We start from the raw sequence: 22,980 nt of genomic DNA, 5'->3' as shown, positions 1-22,980 counted from the left end.
CGCCCTTACGTGGGGGCGCGACGCCTGAAATTTTTAGCAATCGGCCTGCCAGTACGCGCTGAAACCCAGCGCCGACAGCAGCGTCGCGGTGCTTTCGCTATTGCACTGCACGCGCAGCGAAGACCATTCGCGACGTTCCAGATAATTTTTGCGCAGGCGATCGAATTCACCCGGTACGTCCGCCACTTTTCGCAGCGGCGCGTCGTCGCGGCGCACATCATACACCAGATGCACCAGTCTTTTCAGCGTCGGCTGATCCAGCTCGCCGCGCAGCGTGATCAGGCCGAATTCCGGCGCGGGCAGCAGGGTTTCCAGCGCCACCTGCTGCGGGTTGCCTAAAAACTGCGTCCAGGCTTCAAATACCTGGGTGGTGCCGCGCGCTTTCCCTTCCAGGGTGTAGCCCGCGATATGGGCGGTGGCGATATCCACTTTTTCCAGCAGCGGCAGGGAAAGCTCCGGCTCCGGCTCCCACACGTCCAGCACCACGCTGAGATCGCGGCGCGTTTCCAGCACCTTCAGCAGCGCCTGATTGTCCACTACCGGCCCACGGCAGGCGTTGATCAGAATAGCGTTGGGTTTCAGCGCCCGCAGCAGCGCCTCGTCGGCCAGATGCAGCGTTTTGTAGGCGCCCTGCTTAAACAGCGGCGTGTGGAAGGTCAGGATATCGGCTTCCGCCACCAGCTGTGAAAGCGGCAGGAAGTCCCCTTCGTCGCCTCGATCGGCACGCGGAGGATCGCAAAGCAAAGTGCGGATCCCCAGCGCGGCAAGACGAGCCTGCAGGCGCCCGCCGACGTTGCCGACGCCGACAATGCCGACGGTGCGATCTTTCAGCGCGAAGCCGTCGCGTTCCGCCAGCAACAGCAGCGCAGAGAAAACGTATTCCACCACGGCGATGGCGTTACAGCCCGGTGCCGCCGAAAAAGCGATCCCCTGTTGTTGCAGAAAAGCCTCATCAATATGATCGGTGCCTGCCGTGGCCGTGCCGACAAATTTTACCGGCTTGCCGTTTAACAGCTCCGCATTGACTTTGGTCACGGAGCGCACCATCAGGCCGTCAGCGTCATCCAGCTCGGCCTGCGGGACGGGACGGCCGGGAACGGCCACTACATCGCCCGTGCGGCTAAACAGTTCGCGCGCATAGGGCATGTTTTCATCAACGAGAATTTTCACAATCGGGGTTCCTGCTCGGTAACAGTGAGGGACGTTATTCTGCCATAAAGCCGGGAAAGGGATAAGCCCGTGGTGCGGCGAGCCAATAAGCCGCCCTATTTAAAGATCATTTTTGCATAAGGGTTTTTGCGACAGGCCGCCAGCCGCTGGTAAAATGCCAGGCTAACACGTAAGTCCGTAACGGCCAGCGTTAAATGATTGAGTCCTTGAAGCATTATCGGCTACTGATTGATGCGTGTAATCAGCACGCGGGTGTTGTGACAGGCTTTGTCCTGACACACTTCGCTAAACCACAGCTGGCCGCTGTCGCCCACCATTACGCCCTGATCCCTGGCGAACAGATCTTCATATTTCTGCGCGATAATGACGCGGCTTAAATCGGGCGTGAATACGCTGCCGTAGTGCTTCTTTAACATTGCCGCAGTGCGATAGGTTTTCGCTTTCCCTTTTAAACCGACCTCAAGCGGATAAGCAATCATCGTCGCCACTTTGGCTTTGTCTTTTGCCGCCACCGCCTGTTGCAGTTCGCCAAGAAAATCCTGGTATTTCTGATGGGAGCCAAACAGAAAATCCAGACGCTGATCCACTTCCTGAGCCGTGGCTGCATAAGCGTTCCCCATGCCGAGAAACAGGGATAGCAGCAGAATAGCCAGCCGGGTATACATAAAATTCTCCTTGAAAAGCGGCCTGTGCGCCGCGCTAACTTTAGGCTTAAGTCGGCAGCCACGTCAAAGACAGAGCGCGGTCAAGGGCGATCGAAAATGGCCGCCAGCGACGCCTCTTCCAGCTGTTGATACAGCGAAAACTCGTCGATAACCGCGCAGCCCAGCGCCTGCTCAAAGGCCAACTGATTGGGATGGCCCTTGCCCGCTGCTCCCCTTTCGCTGCCCAGGTTCGACTGGAAAATGCCCGCGGCGCTGACCGGCAGAAAATCTTCATAAACCACTGGCCTGGCCTCTATGGTGCCGTCGTCGATCAGGCTTTGCAGCTGCTCACGGCTGGCCTGCTCCGGCAGCGTCGCGCCCGCCGACAGCCGATAGCTAAAATAGCCCAGCTTCTGCCGACGCAGCTCGTGTATATCGTCCGGGAAAGCGGCAAAGTTCGCGGCCAGCCCGGCGGCTTTATCCCCCGCCGTCGGCTGTTGCAAAAGCCGATCGTAAAGCGCACGGCCTGCGGGCGTCAGCGCCAGCCCGCGCTGCTCGATTTCACCAAAGCGCGCGGTGTGCCTGCCCTCGCTGTTGTCGGTAAAGGTGATTTTTTCGCTCAGCGCCTTAAAGCTGGTCTGACGCAGCAGAATGGGCACGCGACGCGGCGGCGGCCCTTCAATGCTCTCTTTCGGCACGATCTGATAAGCGGGCATCTGCCGCTGCACGGCGTCAATATCCAGCGTGCGCGGCGTAAGGTGGTTAATGTGCGGCCCTTTAAAAGAAACCACGTCCGCAATCAGGCGGTGCTGATCCAGCAGCGACTGATAAGTTGCCCCGTCCACCTGCGCTTCGCTGTGCCACTGAAAGGTTTTCAGCGCTTCGGCGACAAACTCATCCGCCTGTGCGGCGGTTAAGCCTTGCTGAGCATGGCCGATCTCAAGCAGTTCCAGCAGACGCGGCGTAAAGATATTCCGCTGGTCGAGGATCTGGCTCACCTTCTGCTTCAGTCCGTCATCATCGATCAGCTCCAGGCGCAGCAGTGAGGTAAACACGCGGAAAGGATTATATTGCAGCGAGCGCGCGTCGACGGGGCGAAAAGCGGTAGCGTGCACCGGCACGCCTGCCGCAGAAAGATCGTAATAGCTGACCGGATACATGCCCATTACTGCAAACAGTCGGCGCATGGTCGCCAGCTCCTGCGCTTTGCCAAGGCGGATAGCGCCGTGCCGTTCAACGGCCAGCCGGTTCAGCTCCGGCGCGCTGTCGGCGTCCGCAAAGGTCTCGGGATGGGCCTGCAAATAGCGGGCGTTCACCTCTTTCACTAACTGCAACAGCGTGCGGTACTGCGGCACTTCCTGCTGGTACATCAGCGACATCGCTTTGGAAAAGGCGTCGCGGATCGCATCGGGTGAACTAAACCGGGTCATAGTCTGGCCTTATGATAGAGGGCGCCTAAACAGCGAAAGCCTTTCTTCAAGCATAGCGCCCGGCGGCCGGTTATTCGCCCTGTTTTTCGCCTGTTTGCGCAGCGGGCCGGCAGCTAGTCCGCAGCCGGCTTGCAGCCATTAAAAAATCCATTCGCAGGAATGGCTCAGACTGCTGACAAAGCCAGAGGGTTCGTACGGCCTGGATTTTTTGCCGCGAAACGGCAGCTTCACAGCAGCAGAGGCTGAACGGCCAGCCGTTCGCGCATGGATGCGCGAAACGAGCCCCCGTGGACGAGTTGTTCCGGCCTCCGCTGCTTTTCACCGGCCTGAACGCGACTTGATGACAGAGGATGATTTTGTCAGCAACCTCCGTTAACGCATCGTTTGCACCGCGCGAGGCTGCATTTTGCCGCTGCCGATTTTTTGCGTCTGCGCCGTGCGCCTGCGCGTGACAATAAAACTCAGCATCAGCACGATAGCGGCCACGGCGGCGGTCATCAGCGTTTCATAACGATAATCGGGCGAAATAAACATATAGCCCAATACCACCAGAATAATGCCGATGGTAAACAGCGTCAGCCACGGAAACAGCCACATCTTAAATTCCGGCGTCCGGCCGCTGCGTTCCAGCCTGCGGCGCATAATCAGCTGGGAAACGGCGATAACCAGATAGACCAGCAGCGCGATGGCGCCGGTGGTGGAAAGCAGAAAGTCGAAAACCCTGCCGGGAAAAGCGTAGTTGGCGAAACAGCCTGCAAAACCGGCCAGCGTTGAGCTGAGTACGGCAACGCGGGGCACGCCGCCGGCGGAAATTCGCGCGCCGGCCCGCGGCGCATCACCACGCTGCGCCAGCGAGTAAAACATGCGGGAGGCGGTATACAGCCCGGAGTTCATGCAGCTGCATACGGCGATAAACACTACCGAGCTGACCAGGATACCCGCGCCCGGCAGATGCAGCACGTTCAGCGCGTATTGAAAGGTTCCCTGTTCTTTCAGTTGTGGATCGTTCCAGGCGACCAGCGACACCACCAGGAAAATCGACAGCAGATAGAACAAGGCAATACGGTAAACCACCAGGTTAGTCGAGCGCCGGATCTGCTGCCCCGGATCCTTTGTCTCGGCGGCGGCAATGGTCACGATTTCCGCGCCAAAGAAGGAGAAGATGGTGATCAGCACGCCGGAAAGCACCGCGCCGCCGCCGTGTGGCATAAAGCCGCCGCTATCCCACAGGCGCGACACGCCGCTGACGTGTGCCAGAGGCCAGTAGCCCGCGACCGCCGCGATGCCCACCGCGATAAAAGCCAGGATAGCCACCACTTTAATCAGGGAAAACCAGAATTCGAACTCGCCGAAGTTTTTCACGTTGAAAAGATTGGTGCAGGTCAGCAGAGTCATAATAGAGAGTGTGTAAACCCAGGCGGGCACGGCGGGTAAAGCGGTATGAAGGATGTTCGCGCCGGCTATCGCCTCCACCGGGATCACCAGCACCCAGAACCACCAGTAGAGCCAGCCAATGGTAAAGCCTGCCCAGGGGCCAAGCGCCCGTGAAGCGTAGGTGGAAAAGGAGCCGGAGTCAGGCTGCATAACCGCCATTTCTCCCAGCATTCTCATCACCAGCAGCACCAAAAAACCCGTTAATATATAAGAAATTAAGATAGCCGGCCCTGCGGTGGCAATGGCGCTGGCAGAGCCGATAAACAGACCGGCGCCGATAATCCCGGCGATGGAAATCATGGTGACCTGGCGACTGGATAACCCATCGCCCAGCGTGGATGGCGGTTTTGCTGAATAACTCATCGTAATTCCTGCCTTAGCGTAGTGGACGTTAGCGCTTAGCTCGTGCAAATTCCTTTTTTCAGTTTTGCCGTCATAAAACTGTCATTTCCTGAATTAATTCTGGACGTTGCCGAAAAAGGAGTAAAAGGCTTCAGGCCGTTTTGCCATAGCCTTTTCTTATTTCCGCCTGGAGGGTTTTACGCAGTGACGCTTTACTATGCAGAGAAGAGGCAGGAGAGAAATCAGGCAGCGGTAATAAAGGTTATTTATTTGTAGCCGCAGACGGGTACACTCTCGGCTCTTATTACTGATTCAGGCTCGACAATGAATTTTCTTTATCCTTTGATGGCGGTGTTGATCTGGTCGTTTAACGCCATCGTCAGCAAAGTCTCGGCGAACGTTATCGATCCTGCCGCTATTTCCTTTTATCGCTGGCTGATAGCGCTGGTGGCGCTGACGCCCTTCGTGCTGCCTGCGGTATGGCGCAACCGGACGCAGGTCAGGCAGCAGTGGTGGCGGCTGCTGACGCTGGGTCTGCTCGGCATGGTGCTTTATCAAAGCCTTGCCTACTATGCCGCGCACAGCGTCAGCGCGCTTTCGATGGGTATTCTGGTTTCGCTGATCCCTCTGCTGACCGTGCTGATCAGCATTGTGCTGCTGAAAGTGGCGCCCACGCTGGGCATTCTTATCGGCAGCGTGCTCTCTTTTGGTGGGCTGGTGTGGCTGATTAGCCAGGGCAGTCCCGAACGGCTGCTGACGCAGGGCATGGGCACGGGCGAGCTGATGCTGTTTGCCGCTTCCACCTCTTACGCGCTGTATGGCGTGCTGACCCGTCGCTGGGCGATCCCGCTGCCAAACTGGCAAAGCCTGTACGTGCAAATTGTGTTTGGCGTCATACTGCTGCTGCCGGGCTTTTTACTGGCAAAAGATGTGGCGCTGAACGCGCATAACCTGCCGCTGGTGCTGTTTGCCGCGCTTCCGGCTTCTATTCTTGCGCCGTTTTTATGGATCCAGGGCGTGATGCGCATGGGCGCCAGCACCGCCTCGATTTTTATGAATCTGACGCCTGTCTTTACAGCAGTTATCGCCGTGCTTTTTCTGCATGAAAAGCTGCACAGCTATCACTTTATCGGCGGCGGCGTCACGTTATGCGGCGTGATCCTGGCGCAGCGGCTGCGTACGCCGCTGCGGATCGGCAAAACAGCGCGCGCGACGGCGGATCCCTGAAAAATAATCCGCCGCGCGGCGCGCCGCTACTACCTATCGCGTAACGGGATTGTTATCATAGCCAATCCCCCTTTTTTCCGGCGCTTTCCGGACAGTGTTGAGTTAAGGATTTTGCCATGCAACCTCTTAATGGCCCAGGCGCGCCATTACCCGGCGAACGAGCGACGGTCGCTGATACCGGCCGAACCGGACCGGGCGATCAGCCGCTGACCCCTGCTCAGCGCACCACGCTGGAAAGGCTGATTGTCAAAATCATGTCGCTCAGTTCGCTAAAGGCCCCGGAGCTATGGGCCGGACTGCGTCATGAAGTGGGCGTGAAGAACGATGCCGGTCTGCTGGCGCGTCATTTTCCGGCGGCGGAGCAGTTTCTTAATACGCGGCTTGCGCAGGTGCAGAACACGCACGCGACCCGACAGCTGTTTCAGCAGCTGAGCGATTTGCTGCCTGCGGGCAATAATCGCCAGGCGGTGAGCGATTTTATCCGGCAGCAGTTTGGTCATACGGTGCTCAGCTCGCTGAATCCCGATCAGCTGCGACAGGTGCTGACCATGCTGCAAAATGGCCAGATGGCGATCCCGCAGCCGCAGCAGAACCGCGTCACCGATCGCTCGCTGCTGCCTGCGGAGCACCACGCGCTCAATCAGCAGGTCGCTCGCCTGGCTGCCGTTACCGGCGAACAGCCGGTGAAGCTGTGGACTTCCGTGCTGAAGGTGGTCAACCTGCACAGCGGCGATCCCATTCCTTCACGCCTGTTCCCGCTGCTGACCCAGTATCTTCAGGTTAGCCAGACGCTGAGCCAGCAGCCTGCCCCGACGCTGCATACGCTTCTCGCCTCGCTGAAGGTGCCTTCCGATCATGCAGAGCAGCGCATGCTGGAGGAGGCCAGCCAGCAGCGCTTCCAGCTGCCGCCGCAGGCGATCCTTACCGCAGCCCAGGCGCAGGATTTGATGAATCTGCTGTTTGCGCGGCGGGCCGAACGGCTGAAGGAGATGCCGCTGGCCGACAGCGAGATCCATCCGCAGCCGATTATTTCCGGCTACGTGCCGCCGGTGCTAAGGCCGCTGGCGACGCGTCCGGCCGTAACCGCTTTTGCCGCGCTGGTGCTGTTTATTTTTCTGCTGTGGCTGTTCCTTTAGGCTTAACAGCCGCACGCCTGTAAATCCTGTTGCGGCCAGCTGCCCGCTTCTTCTCCTTGCGCGACCGGATGACGGTCGCGCAGCCAGAAATCCAGCCCGCCAATCAGCTCTTTAACCCGCAGTCCCGCCGAGGCCAGTTTCCATGCGCCTTTGGTCGAGCCGTTGCAGCCAATGCCGTCACAGTAGGTCACGTAAACTTTGCTGCCGTCCAGCGCCGCCAGCGTTTCTGCGCTCATGGTGCGGTGAGGAAAGCTTATCGCGCCGGGAATATGCGCGGCCTGATACTGCTCTGCCGCACGGGTATCGATCACCACGATATCGGTAATGCCGTTGGCGAGATCCTGCGCCAGATCCCAGGCATCGCTGTAGTAAGCCAGCTTTTCGCGTAGCCATGCTTCGCTGCGTGCGGCGTCAGGCGGTGGAAATTGTAAAACGGCGGACAGGGTCATCATGTGTACTCCTTTGCTTAAGGTCTGCCTGATGATAGGGTAAAACGGCCTTAAAAAGGATACCCATTTTAATCAGGTGATAAGACCATTATGCCGCTGACCAACGTGCCCTTAATCCAGCTGTTCGCCTCGCAGCAGGCCCGCACCCGACGGGACAGGCTATGCGCCGCCTTGCGTCAGCTCATCACCGATGGCACGCTGCGGCAAGGCGAGCGGCTACCCTCTTCCCGGCTGCTTGCCGTCGATCTGTCGCTGTCCCGAGTGACGGTGGAAGCGGCCTATGCGCAGCTGGAAAGCGAAGGCTGCCTGCTGCGGCACAGCGGCAAAGGCACTTTCGTCGCCGCCGATCTGCCGGCGCCGCGACGCCCCACGCCAGCGTCATCGACAGCGGCTCCCGCGCTCTCGTCACGCGGCAGCAACATTGTCGCCTCTGGCGGCTGCGACGATCCGCTTTTTCCCCTGGCTTTTGCCGCCGGTTCGCCGGATCTGCGGGCTTTTCCTCACGCTATCTGGCGGCGGCTGGTGGCGCAGCGGCTGCGCCATACGCCGGAAAAAATGATGGGCTATGGCGCGCCGCAGGGGCTGGCTGAACTGCGTGAAGCGGTGGCGCGTTATCTTGCCCAGGCGCGCGGCGTGCGCTGCGATGCCGGACAAATTATCATCCTGACCAGCTCGCAACAGGCGCTACAGATGCTGGCGATGCTGCTGTGCGATCCGGGCGATACCATCTGGCTGGAAGAGCCGGGCTATCGCGGCGCTTATCATGCTTTCAACAGCGCGGGCGCGACCATCGGCACGCTGGAGCTGGACGACGAGGGCGCAAAAATACCCGACCGGCCAGCGGCGAAGCTGATCTACCTGACCCCATCCCATCAGTATCCCACCGGCGCGACCATGAGCCTGACGCGTCGTCTGGCCTGGCTGGCGTACGCGCGCGCCCACGGTAGCTGGCTGATTGAGGATGACTACGACAGCGAATTTTATTACGGCGCACAGCCTGCGCCCGCGCTTCAGGGGCTGGATAAGGCCGGGCGCGTGCTCTACCTCGGCACCTTTTCCAAAACGCTGTTCCCTTCCCTGCGGCTGGCTTATCTGGCGGTGCCGCCCGCGCTGGTTGACGCCTGCTGCCGGATGCGCAGCGTGATGGACGGACACAGCGCGCAGCTGATGCAGGCGGTGACGGCGGATTTTCTCGATCGCGGCCATTTTCAGGCGCATCTGCGGCTGATGCGCAAACTTTACGGCAGCCGCCGCGAACTGCTGCTGACAGAGCTGGCGACAAAGCTGGGAGACAGGCTGCATCCGCTGAGCCACCAGCATGGGCTACAGCTGACGGCCACGCTGCCGGACGGCGGCGAAAAAAAATTAACGCGTCAGGCTTTGCAGGCAGGCCTGGTGCTGCCGCGCCTGTCGCCCCTGTATCAGGGAGATGCGCAGCAGGAAGGCTGGCTGCTGGGTTTTTCCGCCCTGGCGCCAGCAGAGATTGTCAGCGCGGTGGAAAAGCTGGCCCGTGTTTTTGCAGGCTAACGGCTTCCGCTTTCTCACGCGTTTTCTGACTGACGCGGCCTTCGCCATTCAGCCCGCGCGAAACGGTGGATGTCCCTGCGCCCTCAGCCGGGCGATATGCCTGATGATCATCCGGCTACAACGCTTCTGTGATTACGGCGGAGTGGGAAGGTTAACGTATTTGACGCTAACGCCTGGCCTTACGGCATGGCTGCTAACCTTTGTCTCTGGCGAGGCTTATCTTATACATCGGCATACTGCGGCCATAAAAAAAGGATGCCCTTGCGGAGCATCCTTTTATGAAATTGCTTACTGATTACAGCTTGCGCATCACCAGCGTGGCGTTGGTGCCGCCGAAGCCGAAGCTGTTGGACATCACGGTAGTCAGCTGCTGCTCGGTTGGTTTGGTCACGATGTTCAGACCTTCCGCCGCCGGATCCAGCTCTTCAATGTTGATGCTTGGCGCGATAAAGCCGTGCTCCAGCATCAGCAGCGAGTAAATAGCTTCCTGCACGCCCGCCGCACCCAGAGAGTGGCCGGTCATGGCTTTGGTGGCCGACATCGCCGGCGTGTTGTCGCCGAAGACTTCGCGGATGGCGCCCAGCTCTTTCACATCGCCTACCGGCGTAGAGGTGCCGTGCGTGTTCAGGTAGTCAATTGGCGTATCCAGGCCGTGCATAGCCAGACGCATACAGCGTGCTGCGCCCTCGCCTGATGGCGCTACCATGTCTGCGCCGTCGGAGGTGGCGCCGTAGCCAACCACTTCTGCGTAGATGTGCGCGCCGCGAGCCAGCGCGTGCTCCAGCTCTTCCACAACAACCATGCCGCCGCCGCCTGCGATAACAAAGCCGTCGCGGCTGTTGTCATAGGTACGGGACGCTTTTTCCGGCGTTTCGTTATATTTGGTGGACAGCGCGCCCATCGCATCGAACTCGCAGGACATTTCCCAACACAGCTCTTCGCCGCCGCCTGCAAATACCACATCCTGTTTGCCCAGCTGGATCTGCTCAACGGCGTTGCCGATGCAGTGTGCCGAGGTCGCGCAGGCGGAGCTGATGGAGTAGTTTACGCCGTGGATTTTGAACGGGGTCGCCAGGCAAGCGGAAACGCCGGACGCCATCGCTTTGGTCACCATATAAGGGCCGACGCCGCGCAGGCCTTTGGCGCGCATGCCGTCAACGCTGGCCACCTGGTTGATCGGCGAGCCGCCGCCGGAACCGGCCACCAGACCCACGCGCGGGTTGTTCTGGTATTGTTCAACGGTCAAACCGGAATCTTTTACCGCTTCCAGCATAGAAATATAGGCATAAATGGACGCATCACTCATAAAACGCAGGGTTTTGCGATCGATGAGGCTGGAGATTTCGTCTTTATCGAGTTTGACGTTGCCCCAGACGTGACTACGCATACCGGAATCTTTCAGCTCCTGAGAGAAGGTAATGCCGGAGCGGCCTTCACGCAGGGATGCAAGGACTTCCTGTTGGTTATTACCAATGCTGGAAACGATACCCAGGCCAGTAATCACTGCACGTTTCATTCAATACCTCGTTAACTACTTATATTAGGATTCGACACGCACTTTAGCGTACAGTTGTAAGCCGAACAAGTCCAACCAGCGCCTGATTTTTGTAAATTTGCGTAGGCGTACCCCCAGAGTTACAATCGCCGCACCGCGAGATAACTGAGCTTTTGCCGTGAACAGCGCCCCAATAGAGTATGCAGAACTAAGCTGGAATGAACAGGGTACACCTGTATCCCGAACCTTTGGCGACGTCTATTTTTCCGACGCAAACGGCCTGGAGGAAACGCGTCACGTGTTTCTTGGCGGCAACGGCTTGCCCGACCGTTTTGCGCACCATTCTCGCGACCTGTTTATCACGGCGGAAACCGGTTTTGGCACCGGCCTGAATTTTTTAACGCTCTGGCAGGCTTTCGAGCGCTTTTGCGCCGAGCAGCCGCAGGCTCGTTTGCAGCGCCTGCACTTTATCAGCTGTGAAAAGTATCCGCTCAGCGTCAACGATCTCGCCAGCGCGCATCAAAGCTGGCCTGAACTGGCAGCATACGCGCGCGCGCTGCGCGAACAGTGGCCAGCCGCCCTGCCCGGCTGTCACCGGCTGCTGCTGGCCGAGGGTCGCGTCACGCTCGATCTCTGGTTCGGCGATATTAACCAGCTGATCCCGACCTTCGATGACAGCCTCAATCATCAGGTCGACGCCTGGTTTCTGGATGGCTTTGCGCCGTCGAAAAATCCTGACATGTGGACGCCGGCACTGTTCGCCTGCATGGCGAAAATGGCGCGTCCCGGCGGCACGCTGGCCACCTTTACCTCGGCAGGCTTTGTGCGGCGCGGATTGCAGGAGGCGGGTTTTACCGTCGGCAAGCGTAAAGGCTTCGGCCCCAAACGGGAAATGCTGGCGGGCGTGCTGGAGAACGCTATCGACGCGCCAGCCGAAGCGCCGTGGTATCACCGTCCGGCGGCGGAAGGCGACGACATTGCGGTAATCGGCGGCGGCGTGGCCAGCGCGCTGCTGGCGCTGGCGCTGCTGCGTCGCGGTAAAAAAGTCACGCTCTACAGCGCCGACGGCGAACCGGCCCGGGGCGCTTCCGGCAACCGCCAGGGCGCGCTTTATCCGCTGCTGAACCATCACGATCCGGCGCTGGCGCGCTTTTTTCCGGCCGCATTTACCTTTGCCCGTCGTGTTTACGATAGCCTGCCGGTCGCGTTCGATCACGAGTGGTGTGGCGTTACCCAGCTGGGCTGGGATGAAAAAAGCGCGGACAAAATCACTAAAATGCTGACCATGCAGCTGCCGGAAACCATCGCTCGCGGTGTGGACAGGCAGGAAGCCGAAGCGCTGTGCGGGGTGGAAACCGGCTTTGGCGGCATTACCTATCCGGCTGGCGGCTGGCTCTCACCCGCCCAGCTGACGCCTGCGCTGTTTGCGCTGGCGCAGCAGCAGGGGCTGATTACGAGCTGGCATCACAGGCTGACCGCACTGTCCGCAACACCGACGGGCTGGCAGCTCGATTTTGCCGATCGGCCCGCGCAGACTCACCGCAACGTGGTGCTGGCGACCGGCCACGCGCTGACCGCGCTGCCGCAGAGTGAAAAGCTGCCCGCCTATGCCGTCAGCGGCCAGGTCAGCCATATCCCGACTACGCCCGCGCTGGGCCAGCTTAAACAGGTTTTATGCTACGACGGCTATCTGACGCCGGTTAATCCGCATAATCAGCAGCACTGTATCGGCGCAAGCTATCATCGCGCCGACAGCGCTACCGCCTATCGCGAAGAAGATCAGCAGGAAAACCGCGAGCGGCTGCTCCGCTGTCTGCCGGAGGCGGAATGGCCTCGCGAAGTGGACGTTAGCGCAGGCAGCGCCCGCAACGGCGTGCGCTGCGCCACCCGCGATCATCTGCCGATGATTGGCCCGCTGCCGGACTATCAGCAAACGCTGGCGCAATACGCAGATCTGGCGCAAAACAAAGCCACGGCGCAGCCGGCGCCCCTCTGGCGCGGCCTGTTTGTGCTGGGCGCGTTAGGCTCCAGGGGATTATGCAGCGCGCCGCTGGCGGCAGAAGCGCTGGCGGCGGAGCTGTGCGGCGAACCGATCCCGCTGGACAGGCAGACGCTGGCGGCCACCCATCCTAATCGCTACTGGGTGCGCAAGCTGCTGAAAGGTAAAGCGGTGAAGGCGGCAGGCTGAAAGCCGCTGCCGCCCCGGAGGGCAGACAGAAAACCGGAGACGTCGCGTAGAGCAGACAGGAAATTGGGGATGCCGCCCAGGGCAGACTGGAAACCGGAGACGCCGGACGCATCAGGCCGCTAAAATCACGGCGGCCTTGCTTGTTGCCGACGGCGCCGTCAGGGATCAGGAGGGATGGCGCGCCTGCAGGAACAAATTATCCCACATGCCCAGCACCAGCGCCTGGTCGCGCGGCGAAAGCTCTCCGGCGTGGATCGCCGTCTCCAGGCTGTTCAGCACCTGGATTTGCAGCGCTTCCGGCGTGTGCTCGCCCGACTGCTCAATTTCGGCCACGGCCAGCGTCAGATGCCCGCGCAGATAGCCGCTGGCGAACAGCTCGTCATCGCTGGCGCTCTCCACCATGTTATCGATCAGGGCCAGGATACGCGCTTCAAATTCATCAATCATACAATTCCTTATTTACCATGCTGGTCAGAGATCTTCCGGCCAGGGAAACTGCGCTGCGGTCAGCGGCGGCGTTGAGTAGTAGCGACCCAGTTCGGTGATAAAACGGGCTGGCCGTGACGGAATTCCCTTTTCCAGATGAGCCATTACCTGCGCGTGTACCTTGCGCTGGAACGCAATGCGGTCCGGCTCGAAATCGCCATTGAGATTGTCACAACTTACGTTGAAGGGAAAGCCCGCCGCTACACAAAACAGCCATTCCAGCGCCTGCGGCCTGACCTCCACCGCTTCAAACTGGCCTTGCGTCATGGCGTCACGGCCGTCGGGACAATACCAGTAGCCGAAATCCACCAGCTTGCGCCGCTCGGCTCCGGCGATACACCAGTGGGAGATTTCATGCAGCGCGCTGGCGTAATAGCCGTGGGCGAACACCACGCGGTGATAGCTGACTTCCTCATCGGCGGGCAGGTAGATGGGTTCGTCATCGCCCTTCACCAGGCGGGTCTGAAAATCGTCAAAAAAACAGCGGTCGAAAATCTCGATCAGCTGCGAATAGTCGTGAGTACGCATTGTTCTCTTCTGCAAAAATTTCACGTCTTGCGACGCGTCAACATTAAGATTCAGCTAAACAGATGGTGAAACCAGGCGGCGATCTCTGCGCCGTGGCTGTCGTAGAGCAGCTTAGCGCTCATGACAATGGAAACGGTGACCACCATCGGGCGGATCAGCTGCTGCCCCCGGCTCAGCACCAGCCGTGCGCCGAGCCGTGCGCCGCAAATGGCGCCGAGCAGCATAATCAGGCCGGTGCCCCACACCACTTTGCCGCCGAAAATAAAAAACAGCAGGCCGCCCAGGTTAGAGGTCAAATTCAGCACCTTGGCATGCGCGGTAGATTTCGCCAGGTTAAAACCGCAAAGCGTGACGAAGGCCAGCGCATAGAAGGAGCCTGCGCCCGGCCCGAAAAAGCCGTCATAAAAGCCGACGCAGCCGCCCGCCACCAGCGCAAACGGCAGGCCGTGCAGGCGACGATGGCGATCTTCTTCGCCGATCTTAGGCATCAGCAGAAAATAGAGGCCGATCGAGATAATCAGCAGCGGCAGCACCTGGCGCAGCAGCCCCGGCTGAATGTGTTGGATCAGCATTGCGCCGAGAATCGAGCCGATAAACGCCATCAGGATATTCAGCCGCTGCGCTTTAAGATCCACCGCCTTGCGCCGAATAAAATAGAGGCTGGCGGAAAAAGAGCCGCCGACGGACTGAAGCTTGTTGGTCGCCAGCGCCTGCGCCGGAGAAAGCCCGGCCGCCAGCAGCGCCGGTACGGTCAGCAGCCCGCCGCCGCCGGCGATAGAATCGATAAAAGCGGCCAGCACGGCGATGCAAAACAGTAGCCCAAGCAGCAGCGGGCTGACGGCAAACCATTCCATTTTTTCTTCCTAAAGCTGATGGTTATCCAGAAGCGCCTGACAGGAAGGCGGCAACGGCGGCGGCTCGCGTTTTATCGGCGCGCCGGAAGGTTTTGGCGGCGCGAACCAGCTTGCCAGCTCTGCGCCACAGCCATCCCCTGGCGGCGGCGCGGGCTGATCCTGGCACTCCAGGCTGTCCGTAGGACAGCGCAGGCGCACGTGCATATGCGCCCGATGGCCGAACCATGGGCGTACCTTGCGCAGCCAGTCGCGATCGCTGCCCGCATCGGCGCAGAGCTGTTTTTTAATCGCCGGATTCACAAAGATACGCGTGACGTCGTCATCTTTTGCCGCCAGCTTGATCAGGCTGTCGATCTGCGGCTGCCAGTGGCGCGCCACCACGTTTTTCCCGTCTGCCGCCACCAGATCCAGCGGCTGCGGCTTCAGCAGCATTTGTGAGCTCCAGCGCGTCTGCGGTAACTGCAGCCAGATATCAACATCCAGCCCGGTCTGGTGGCTGGCGTGGCCGCTGCTGAAGCGACCGCCCGCCGCCATGCCCATATCCCCAATCAGCACCTCGCCCAGCTGCAAATTATGCACCTGAGCGCCCAGCCGCTGAATAAACAGGATCAGATCGGGATGACCATAAAAGCGACGCTGGTCCTGACGCATCACCTGATAGGTCGGATCGTTAAGCGGCAGCGCCTGCGCGCCGACGATACAGCCGTTGGCGAAAGAGCCGATAGCGTGCGGCGCGCCGTTTATTGGCTGCCGGATCGATTGCCAGGGCGTAGCCGCCAGCGTGGAAGCGCTGAGCAGCAGGCCGCAAAGCGCGAACAGCGTCTTTTTCATGGTGATTACCAGCGTGGAATGTTCGTCTGCACGTCCGCATTCTGTCCGCGATGACGCAGTAAATGATCCATCAGCACGATCGCCATCATGGCTTCCGCGATCGGCACGGCGCGGATCCCTACGCAGGGATCGTGACGGCCTTTGGTGATCATTTCCGTTTCTTCGCCCGTGCGGGTAATGGTTTTGCCCGGCACGGTAATGCTGGACGTTGGCTTCATCGCCAGCGTCGCCAGGATCGGCTGGCCGCTGCTGATGCCGCCCAGAATGCCGCCCGCGTGGTTGCTCTGAAAGCCGCCCGCGCGAATTTCATCACGATGTTCGCTGCCGCGCTGGTTGACCACGGCAAAGCCGTCGCCGATTTCCACGCCTTTCACCGCGTTAATGCTCATCAGCGCATGCGCCAGATCCGCGTCCAGACGATCGAAAACCGGCTCGCCCAGGCCAACCGGCACGTTCTCCGCCATTACGGAGACTTTAGCGCCGATAGAATCGCCCTCTTTCTTCAGCGCGCGCATCAGCTCGTCCAGCGCCTCGATTTTTGACGGATCCGGGCAGAAGAACGGGTTCTGTTCCACCTGATCCCAGTCCTTCAGCTCGCAGGCCACGTCGCCAATCTGCGCCAGATAGCCGCGCACCTTCACGCCGTGCTTCAGGGCGAGGTATTTTTTGGCGATAGCGCCCGCCGCCACACGCATAGCGGTTTCACGCGCGGAAGAGCGCCCGCCGCCGCGATAGTCGCGCAGGCCGTACTTTTGTTCATAGGTATAGTCGGCGTGGCCGGGACGGAAGACGTCTTTGATGGCGCCGTAATCCTGCGAGCGCTGGTCGGTATTTTCAATCAGCAGGCCGATGCTGGTGCCGGTGGTGACGCCTTCAAACACGCCGGAGAGGATTTTGACCTGGTCCGGCTCGCGGCGCTGGGTGGTGTAGCGTGAGGTGCCGGGACGGCGGCGATCCAGATCGTGCTGCAAATCGGCTTCCGTCAGGGGGATGCCGGGCGGCACGCCGTCGACAATACAGCCCAGCGCCAGCCCGTGCGATTCACCAAAGGTGGTGACGCGGAAAACCTGTCCAATCGTATTACCAGCCATGAAGTCCTCTGAACTTTTCAGGAGGCCATCCCGTTTGCCGCTTCCGTTCCGGCCAGCGCGAAATCCGTGCACAGGCTACGGTTTCCGCGCTGATCGGAGCAAAACCGCCTGCGCCGGGGATGCCTGTGATGTTTTTTAGTCTTTATAAATGCCGAAATGATGTTGCGCAGCAACAATTTGCTCGCGGGTCAGCATAAATACGCCGTCGCCGCCGTTGGCGAATTCCAGCCAGGTGAACGGCACGTCGGGATACTGTTCGATCATATGCACCATGCTGTTGCCCACTTCGCAGACCAGCACGCCTTCTTCGCTCAGGTAGTCCGGCGCACAGGCCAGAATGCGGCGCGCCAGCTTCAGGCCGTCGCGCCCGGCGGCCAGCCCCAGCTCCGGCTCGTGCTGATATTCCTCCGGCAGATCGCCCATATCCTCTTCATCCACGTAGGGCGGATTGGTGACGATCAGATCGTAAGGGGTCTTTGGCAGATCGCGGAACAGATCGGAGCGGATCGGCGTCACGTTATGATCCATACCGTGCGCGGTGATATTCTGCTCGGCCACGGCCAGCGCGTCCGCAGAAATATCTACGGCGTCCACTTCCGCTTCCGGGAAGGCATAGGCGCAGGCGATGGCAATGCAGCCGCTGCCGGTGCACATATCCAGAATATGGCTGGGTTCATGCGCGATAATGCCGGCGAAGCGGTCATTGATCAGTTCGCCGACCGGCGAGCGCGGCACCAGCACGCGTTCATCCACGTAAAACTCGTGGCCGCAGAACCAGGCTTTGTTGGTCAGATAGGCGACGGGAAGACGCTCGTTGATGCGGCGAATAACGCGCTCGACAATGCGGTGACGCTCGCTGGAAGTCAGGCGCGCGGTACGCATATCTTCCGGGATATCCAGCGGCAGATACAGCGTGGGCAGCACCAGCTGAACGGCTTCGTCCCAGGGGTTATCGGTGCCGTGGCCGTACCAGATCTCCGCGGCGGCAAACCGACTCACCGTCCAGCGCAGCATATCCTGGATGGTATGCAGCTCACTGACTGCCTCATCAACGAAAATTTTGTCCAAAGTGCCCTCCACAGGCCAAACTCAACTCGGCAGCTAGTTTGCCATGAAGCTGACGAGAATCCAGCGCGCAGGCGTGAAAAAACTGACATTTGTTTATTTGCAGGGATTAGACAGGGTAAACTGATGGGATTATTGTTAAAAATCCCGCCGCCGCGTGCCGCCTGAGGATCAGATGAGTAAAAAACAGCCCCTGAGCGCCGAAGATGAAGCGCTGTTCCGTGGATTAATGACCGGCACGCGTAAGCTGGCTCAGGACACGATAGTGCATAAGCCATTGCGGAAAACATTCTCGCAGGTGCCGCAAAAGCGCCTGCTGTCCGAGCAGATAGACAACAGCCACTATTTTTCCGATGAGTTTCAGCCTCTGCTGTCCGCTGAAGGGCCAGTGCGCTACGTCAGAAGCGACGTCAGCCATTACGAGCTGAAGAAGCTCAGGCGAGGCGACTATACGCCGGAGATTTTTCTGGATTTGCACGGGCTGACGCAGAAACAGGCAAAAGAGGAGTTGGGCGCGCTGATAGCCGCCTGCCGCCGCGAGCATATCTTTTGCGCCAGCGTGATGCACGGTCACGGCAAGCACGTGCTCAAGCAGCAGACGCCGCTGTGGCTGGCGCAGCATCCTATGGTGATGGCCTTTCATCAGGCGCCGAAAATGTTTGGCGGCGATGCCGCTTTGCTGGTGCTGATTGAAGTAGAAGAGTGGCAGCCGCCGGAGCTGCCTTAGTCAGGCCGCCTCCCGGCGAACAGCGTTGGGGCTGGCCGCTTTATCTTACGACGCGACGCCAGCCACGAAGCAGGCCGGTTCAACCGGCCCGGTGCGATCACATCGCTTTTGCCAGCCGTCCAGGGCTGACCTGCCATTCCAGCTTGCCGCAGCCGCTTTCGTCGTTCAGCGTGACGCTGGCGATGGCGGAAGTGGCGAACATCGGCGGCGTTTCCTGCGGGCAAAGCTCGGACACCAGATAGCCCACCAGAGGCAGATGGGAAATCACCAGCACCGCTTTGACGCCTTCCTTCGCCAACGCCTGAAGATAGCAGGCCACCAGCGCCGGATCGCCGCCCGGCGTCAGCTCCGGCAGCACTTCCTGCTCCACGGGCAGGATCAGCGCTTCACGTACCGTAGAGAGCGTCTGCTCAGCTCGCAAATAGGGACTGACCAACACCCGATCGATATCCACTTTCTGACCGTTGAGCCAGCCTGCCATCTGCCGCGACTCGTCGCAGCCGCAGTGGGTCAAAGGCCTTACCGCATCACTGGCTGCATCCAGTGCCGCATCGCCGTGACGCATAATGAAAACTTGCATATTGCACCGCTGTTATTAAACATAAACGCCGGAAAATCAGGTTTTCCGACTCTTCACTCTGTGAATGAACGCTGTGTTGTACCCTAATGCCAGAAGGCAAGTCAACCGATTGTTTACTAAATAACCGCCTGTTGACAAACGGTTATCAGCACCTTTCAGAAGCGTCCGTTCTAACCCGTTGAAACAGGCTGGGTATTCGCCTTACCTGTAGTTTTGTAAAAGGTTTCTCCCGTTTGCGCCATTTTTTGCAGGCGTTCGCAGGGGGTAAAACGCGCGCCGCAGGTGCGGGAAAGCTGTTCCAGCTGCGCCACTATCTGCCCCGCGCCCAGCGCGTCCATATAGCGGAACGGGCCGCCGGTAAACGGCGGAAAACCTATCCCGAATACCGCACCAATATCGCCGTCGCGCGCGCAGCGAATCACGTTTTCATCAAAGGCCCTCGCCGCTTCATTCAGCAACATCATTACGCAGCGTCGCGCGATAAGCTCTTTGCTCAGGTGCGCTTTTGGATGAACGTTCAGTAATTTATAAATTGTCGCATCGGGCCGTTTTTTGCCGCCCCCTTTCTTGCCGTAGCGATAAAATCCCCGCCCGTTTTTGCGTCCCTTGCGGTTATCGTTCAGGACGGCGTCCAGCGCGGGCGGCGCCTGAAAGCGTTCGCCCCAGGCTGCGGCCAGCACCGGCAGGATATGGGCGCCCGTATCGATGCCGACCTCATCCAATAGCTGGATCGGCCCGACGGGAAAGCCGAAGTCCGCCAGCGCCTCATCAATGTTTTCTATCGGCTCGCCTTCCAGCAGGCAGCGCAGCGCCTCGTTGATGCACGGCGTCAGAATACGGTTAACGTAAAACCCGGCGCTGTCCGCCACCACTATCGGCGTTTTGCCCTGCAATTTCGCCAGCTTTACCGTGGTAGCGAGGGTTTGCTCGCTGGTCTGCGCGTGGGGGATAACCTCCACCAGCGGCATTTTGTCGACCGGGCTGAAATAGTGCAGCCCGATAACATTCTCCGGGCGGCGGGCGTGCGCGGCGATATCGCTAATCGGCAGCGAGGAAGTATTGGAGGCGAAAATCGTGTCGGGCGACGCGTTGGCCTCCACTTCCGCCACCATTTTCTGCTTCAAAAAAAGGTCTTCAAATACCGCTTCGATCACCAGGTCGCGACGCCGAAATCCCTGATAGTCCAGGCCGCCGCTAATCAGGGCCATTTGCCGCTGGCGCTGACCCGGCGTCAGCTGGCGGCGCGCGATCTTTTTCTCCAGCAGATCCCAGCTATATTTCAGCGCATGCGTAATCCCTTCCGGCCGCACATCTTTGATGCGCACCGGCAGATTTCCCCGACAGGCGGTGACGTAAGCAATGCCGCCGCCCATCAGTCCACCGCCCAGCACCGCAACGGATTTCACCTCTTGCGGCGCCGCCTGTGCCCCGCTCTCTTTCTTTATTTCCGTGGTCGCAAAGAACAGGCCGCGCAGCGCGATGGATTCCGGCGACATCGCCAGCTCGCCGAACGCTTTAGCCTCGGCGGCGTAACCGGCGCTACGGCCCTGCTGCAGGCCGGTACGCACCACCGAAAGAATTTTGCGCGTGGCCGGATAGTTACCGCGCGTTTTCGCTTCCGCCCGTCTGGTCGCCATCTTAAAGAGCAACGCGCGTCCCATGGGCGCGTTAAGCATCCGCTCGCTCAATGGCAGCACGCGGCGCGGCTGTCGGCCTCTGAGCACCATGTCCACCGCCGTTTCCAGCAGAATTGTCTGCGGCACGGCCTCTTCCACCAGGCCCAGCTTTAACGCCTGCTTTGCACGCAGCGTTTTGCCGGTCAGCATCAGATCCAGCGCGTGAGAGGCGCCAATCAGCCTGGGCAGCCGCTGCGTGCCGCCGGAGCCGGGCAAAAGGCCCAGCTGCACTTCCGGCAGGCCCAGCCGCGTTTTCTCGTCCAGCGTGCAGACGCGCTGGTGGCAGGCCAGCGCCAACTCCAGCCCGCCGCCCAGACAGGCGCCGTGAATGGCGGCCACCGCCGGAAAAGGCAAGGCGGCGATCTCTGCCATGACCTTTTGCCCCTGTCGCGCCAGCGCAGCCGCCTCTTCTGCCGAGCGGCAGGCAGCAATCATGGTGATATCCGCGCCCGCGATAAAACTGTCCGGCTTGCCGGAGATAAAAACCAGGCCAGCCAGCTCCGGCTGACGACGCGCCTGCGCAATCACTTCCCGGATCTGCCCGACGAATTCTGCCTTTAGCGTATTGAGCTTTTCACCCGGCACATCGAAAGTAATGACGCCCACGTTGTCGGCACGCAGGCTGAATGTAAATGCGGATGCCGTCATTATTCCGCCTCCAGAACCATAGCCGCACCAAGACCGCCAGCGGCGCAGGCCGTGACCAGCCCCAGGCCGCCGCCGCGACGCCGTAGCTCGTGCAGCGTCTGGGTGATCATGCGTGCGCCGGTCGCGGCAAAAGGATGTCCATAGGCGATAGAGCCGCCCAGCACGTTAAATTTTTCTTCGTCCACCTCGCCCAGCGCATGAGGCCGGTTCAGGACTTCACGAGCGAACCGCTCATCGGCGAACATGTTGAGGTTGGCCAGCGTCTGGGCCGCAAATGCCTCGTGCATATCAATAAGCGTTAAATCCTTCAGGGTAATGCCTGCTCTGTCGAGCGCCAGCGGCGATGCCCAGGCCGGGCCAAGCAGCATATCCTCCTGCACGCCGATGGCGGTGAAGGCGTAGCTGCGCAGATAGCCCAGCGGCGTAATGCCCAGCTCTCTGGCGCGCGCTTCCGTCATCAGTACTACCGCTGCCGCGCCGTCGGTGAGCGGCGTGCTGTTAGCCGCCGTTACCGTACCGTGTTTACGGTCGAAAGCGGGACGTAGCCGGGCATAATCTTTCAGGCTGGAATGCAGACGCACGTTGTTATCCTGCTGTAAAGGGCTGCGCCACGGCGGCACCCAGGCCGTCATTACCTCCTGCGCCAGCCTGTTCTCTTCCCAGGCCTTTGCCGCACGCAGGTGCGAACGATGCGCCAGCGCGTCCTGCTGCTCGCGCGTGATGCCGTAGCTTTTCGCCATCTGTTCTGCGGTATCGCCCATGCGCAGGCCGGTGGAATATTCCGCTACGGCAGGCGGCACGGGCAGCAAATCGCGCGGGCGAAGCTGGCTGAGCAGCCGTAATTTTTGTACCAGAGAGCGGGTTTTACTGAGGTCCACCAGCACGCGGCCCAGCTGTTTGCTGACGCCGATGGGCAAGACGGAAGCGGAGTCCGCGCCGCCTGCAATACCGGCCTGAATGGTGCCGGCCAGCAGGCTTTCGGCCACGTTAGCGACGGCCTGGAAACTGGTGGCGCAGGCGCGGCTTACGCTATAGGCGTCGGTATGTACACCTAAGGAAGTGCCGAGGACGATTTCGCGCGCGATATTCGGCGCTTCGGGCATCTGGATCACCTGGCCAAACACCAGCTGTTCAATAACGTCGGGCGGGATATCGCTGCGTACCAGCAGTTCGCTGACCACCATTCGCCCCAGCTCAATAGCCGGGATAGCCTGAAGCGCCGTGGCCTGGCGAGCAAAAGGGGTGCGTAAACCGTGCGTTATCGCTATGCGTTGACCCTGACGCGTCAGCAAGGGGAGCGCTTTCATTATTCACCTGTAAAAATCAGCGGCATCACTGCCAAAAGAGGTCAGACCTGTTTATTGTTAACCAGATTTTTACATTTTGCATAATGTGGAAAAGAAAAGTGCGAGGGAAACCACGGTTTTGGGAACCATGAGCGGGCGTAGCCCA

The 22,980-nt window shown here is 59.9% G+C and carries 20 protein-coding genes and 2 pseudogenes; 5 read left to right on the top strand and 17 right to left on the bottom strand.

Annotated elements, in window-relative coordinates; all coding sequences use genetic code 11:
- Positions 1-33: 33 nt before the first annotated feature.
- From pdxB to ACMGEE_RS11085, 5 genes and pseudogenes are all read right to left on the bottom strand, one after another.
- The gene (gene pdxB / locus ACMGEE_RS11105; protein ID WP_436830041.1) at positions 34-1,170 is read right to left on the bottom strand and encodes a 4-phosphoerythronate dehydrogenase PdxB; all 1,137 of its coding nucleotides are present in this window, start codon (positions 1,168-1,170) and stop codon (positions 34-36) included.
- A 128-nt stretch (positions 1,171-1,298) separates the two neighbouring features.
- Positions 1,299-1,385: pseudogene (locus tag ACMGEE_RS11100) on the bottom strand (glutathione transferase); the annotation flags it as partial.
- Positions 1,386-1,391: 6 nt separating this feature from the next.
- Complete coding sequence (locus ACMGEE_RS11095; RefSeq protein ID WP_369896417.1) at positions 1,392-1,835, bottom strand: hypothetical protein; 444 nt, start codon at positions 1,833-1,835, stop codon at positions 1,392-1,394.
- Between the two features lie 80 nt (positions 1,836-1,915).
- The gene (gene hglS / locus ACMGEE_RS11090; RefSeq protein WP_436830040.1) at positions 1,916-3,244 is read right to left on the bottom strand and encodes a 2-oxoadipate dioxygenase/decarboxylase HglS; all 1,329 of its coding nucleotides are present in this window, start codon (positions 3,242-3,244) and stop codon (positions 1,916-1,918) included.
- Between the two features lie 372 nt (positions 3,245-3,616).
- Positions 3,617-5,041 (bottom strand): amino acid permease, encoded by a 1,425-nt coding sequence (locus ACMGEE_RS11085; RefSeq protein WP_369896418.1) that lies wholly within the window; start codon positions 5,039-5,041, stop codon positions 3,617-3,619.
- A gap of 303 nt (positions 5,042-5,344) precedes the next feature.
- On the opposite strand from ACMGEE_RS11085, the gene ACMGEE_RS11080 reads away from it, so the two are divergent.
- Entirely contained in the window at positions 5,345-6,247 is a 903-nt protein-coding gene (locus tag ACMGEE_RS11080; RefSeq protein ID WP_253459710.1) for a DMT family transporter, read from the top strand.
- Between the two features lie 116 nt (positions 6,248-6,363).
- Entirely contained in the window at positions 6,364-7,383 is a 1,020-nt protein-coding gene (gene flk, locus ACMGEE_RS11075) for a flagella biosynthesis regulator Flk (RefSeq protein ID WP_253459707.1), read from the top strand.
- Between the two features lie 2 nt (positions 7,384-7,385).
- Here the strand turns inward: flk and ACMGEE_RS11070 are convergent, their stop codons facing one another.
- Positions 7,386-7,835: a rhodanese-like domain-containing protein gene (locus ACMGEE_RS11070; RefSeq protein WP_369896419.1), complete on the bottom strand. Its 450-nt coding sequence runs from the start codon at positions 7,833-7,835 to the stop codon at positions 7,386-7,388.
- A gap of 87 nt (positions 7,836-7,922) precedes the next feature.
- On the opposite strand from ACMGEE_RS11070, the gene pdxR reads away from it, so the two are divergent.
- Positions 7,923-9,359 (top strand): MocR-like pyridoxine biosynthesis transcription factor PdxR, encoded by a 1,437-nt coding sequence (gene pdxR / locus ACMGEE_RS11065; protein ID WP_436830039.1) that lies wholly within the window; start codon positions 7,923-7,925, stop codon positions 9,357-9,359.
- On the opposite strand, the pseudogene ACMGEE_RS11060 reads toward pdxR, so the two are convergent.
- Both ACMGEE_RS11060 and fabB read right to left on the bottom strand, forming a co-directional pair.
- A pseudogene (locus ACMGEE_RS11060) lies at positions 9,319-9,423 on the bottom strand (hypothetical protein); the annotation flags it as partial. The gene pdxR and the pseudogene ACMGEE_RS11060 sit on opposite strands and share 41 nt — an antisense overlap.
- Before the next feature lie 231 nt (positions 9,424-9,654).
- Positions 9,655-10,875, bottom strand: a complete 1,221-nt coding sequence (gene fabB / locus ACMGEE_RS11055) for a beta-ketoacyl-ACP synthase I (RefSeq protein WP_125288293.1) — start codon at positions 10,873-10,875, stop codon at positions 9,655-9,657.
- Between the two features lie 157 nt (positions 10,876-11,032).
- Here fabB and mnmC point away from each other — a divergent pair, with 157 nt between their 5' ends.
- Complete coding sequence (mnmC, locus tag ACMGEE_RS11050; RefSeq protein WP_301251952.1) at positions 11,033-13,042, top strand: bifunctional tRNA (5-methylaminomethyl-2-thiouridine)(34)-methyltransferase MnmC2/FAD-dependent 5-carboxymethylaminomethyl-2-thiouridine(34) oxidoreductase MnmC1; 2,010 nt, start codon at positions 11,033-11,035, stop codon at positions 13,040-13,042.
- Between the two features lie 165 nt (positions 13,043-13,207).
- On the opposite strand, the gene ACMGEE_RS11045 is transcribed toward mnmC, so the two are convergent.
- The 6 genes from ACMGEE_RS11045 to prmB form a co-directional block, all read right to left on the bottom strand.
- On the bottom strand, positions 13,208-13,489 hold the full coding sequence (locus ACMGEE_RS11045) for a YfcL family protein (RefSeq protein WP_125288295.1): 282 nt from the start codon (positions 13,487-13,489) through the stop codon (positions 13,208-13,210).
- A gap of 24 nt (positions 13,490-13,513) precedes the next feature.
- A complete protein-coding gene (locus ACMGEE_RS11040; RefSeq protein ID WP_253459693.1) occupies positions 13,514-14,056 on the bottom strand; it encodes an elongation factor P hydroxylase in 543 nt (180 codons plus the stop codon).
- Positions 14,057-14,106: 50 nt separating this feature from the next.
- On the bottom strand, positions 14,107-14,910 hold the full coding sequence (locus tag ACMGEE_RS11035; RefSeq protein WP_301730514.1) for a sulfite exporter TauE/SafE family protein: 804 nt from the start codon (positions 14,908-14,910) through the stop codon (positions 14,107-14,109).
- Positions 14,911-14,919: 9 nt separating this feature from the next.
- Positions 14,920-15,741, bottom strand: a complete 822-nt coding sequence (gene mepA / locus ACMGEE_RS11030; RefSeq protein ID WP_394149463.1) for a penicillin-insensitive murein endopeptidase — start codon at positions 15,739-15,741, stop codon at positions 14,920-14,922.
- A 5-nt stretch (positions 15,742-15,746) separates the two neighbouring features.
- The gene (gene aroC, locus ACMGEE_RS11025) at positions 15,747-16,832 is read right to left on the bottom strand and encodes a chorismate synthase (protein WP_253459687.1); all 1,086 of its coding nucleotides are present in this window, start codon (positions 16,830-16,832) and stop codon (positions 15,747-15,749) included.
- Positions 16,833-16,967: 135 nt separating this feature from the next.
- Positions 16,968-17,900, bottom strand: coding sequence for a 50S ribosomal protein L3 N(5)-glutamine methyltransferase (prmB, locus tag ACMGEE_RS11020; RefSeq protein WP_253459685.1), 933 nt, complete (start codon positions 17,898-17,900; stop codon positions 16,968-16,970).
- Between the two features lie 172 nt (positions 17,901-18,072).
- Here prmB and smrB point away from each other — a divergent pair, with 172 nt between their 5' ends.
- Positions 18,073-18,624, top strand: a complete 552-nt coding sequence (smrB, locus tag ACMGEE_RS11015) for an endonuclease SmrB (protein ID WP_125288301.1) — start codon at positions 18,073-18,075, stop codon at positions 18,622-18,624.
- A gap of 97 nt (positions 18,625-18,721) precedes the next feature.
- On the opposite strand, the gene sixA is transcribed toward smrB, so the two are convergent.
- From sixA to fadI, 3 genes are all read right to left on the bottom strand, one after another.
- A complete protein-coding gene (gene sixA / locus ACMGEE_RS11010; protein ID WP_125288302.1) occupies positions 18,722-19,204 on the bottom strand; it encodes a phosphohistidine phosphatase SixA in 483 nt (160 codons plus the stop codon).
- 170 nt (positions 19,205-19,374) lie between these two features.
- Positions 19,375-21,528 (bottom strand): fatty acid oxidation complex subunit alpha FadJ, encoded by a 2,154-nt coding sequence (fadJ, locus tag ACMGEE_RS11005; RefSeq protein WP_253459683.1) that lies wholly within the window; start codon positions 21,526-21,528, stop codon positions 19,375-19,377.
- Positions 21,528-22,838: an acetyl-CoA C-acyltransferase FadI gene (gene fadI / locus ACMGEE_RS11000; RefSeq protein WP_301251981.1), complete on the bottom strand. Its 1,311-nt coding sequence runs from the start codon at positions 22,836-22,838 to the stop codon at positions 21,528-21,530. The genes fadJ and fadI overlap by 1 nt, the downstream gene beginning before the upstream one ends.
- Between the last annotated feature and the right edge of the window lie 142 nt (positions 22,839-22,980).

It is taken from the genome of Erwinia artemisiae, assembly GCF_051400835.1.
Taxonomy (GTDB): Bacteria; Pseudomonadota; Gammaproteobacteria; order Enterobacterales; family Enterobacteriaceae; genus Erwinia; species Erwinia aeris.
Note: the sequence above shows the minus strand (reverse complement) of the source record. Positions and strands in the feature narration are given on the sequence as shown.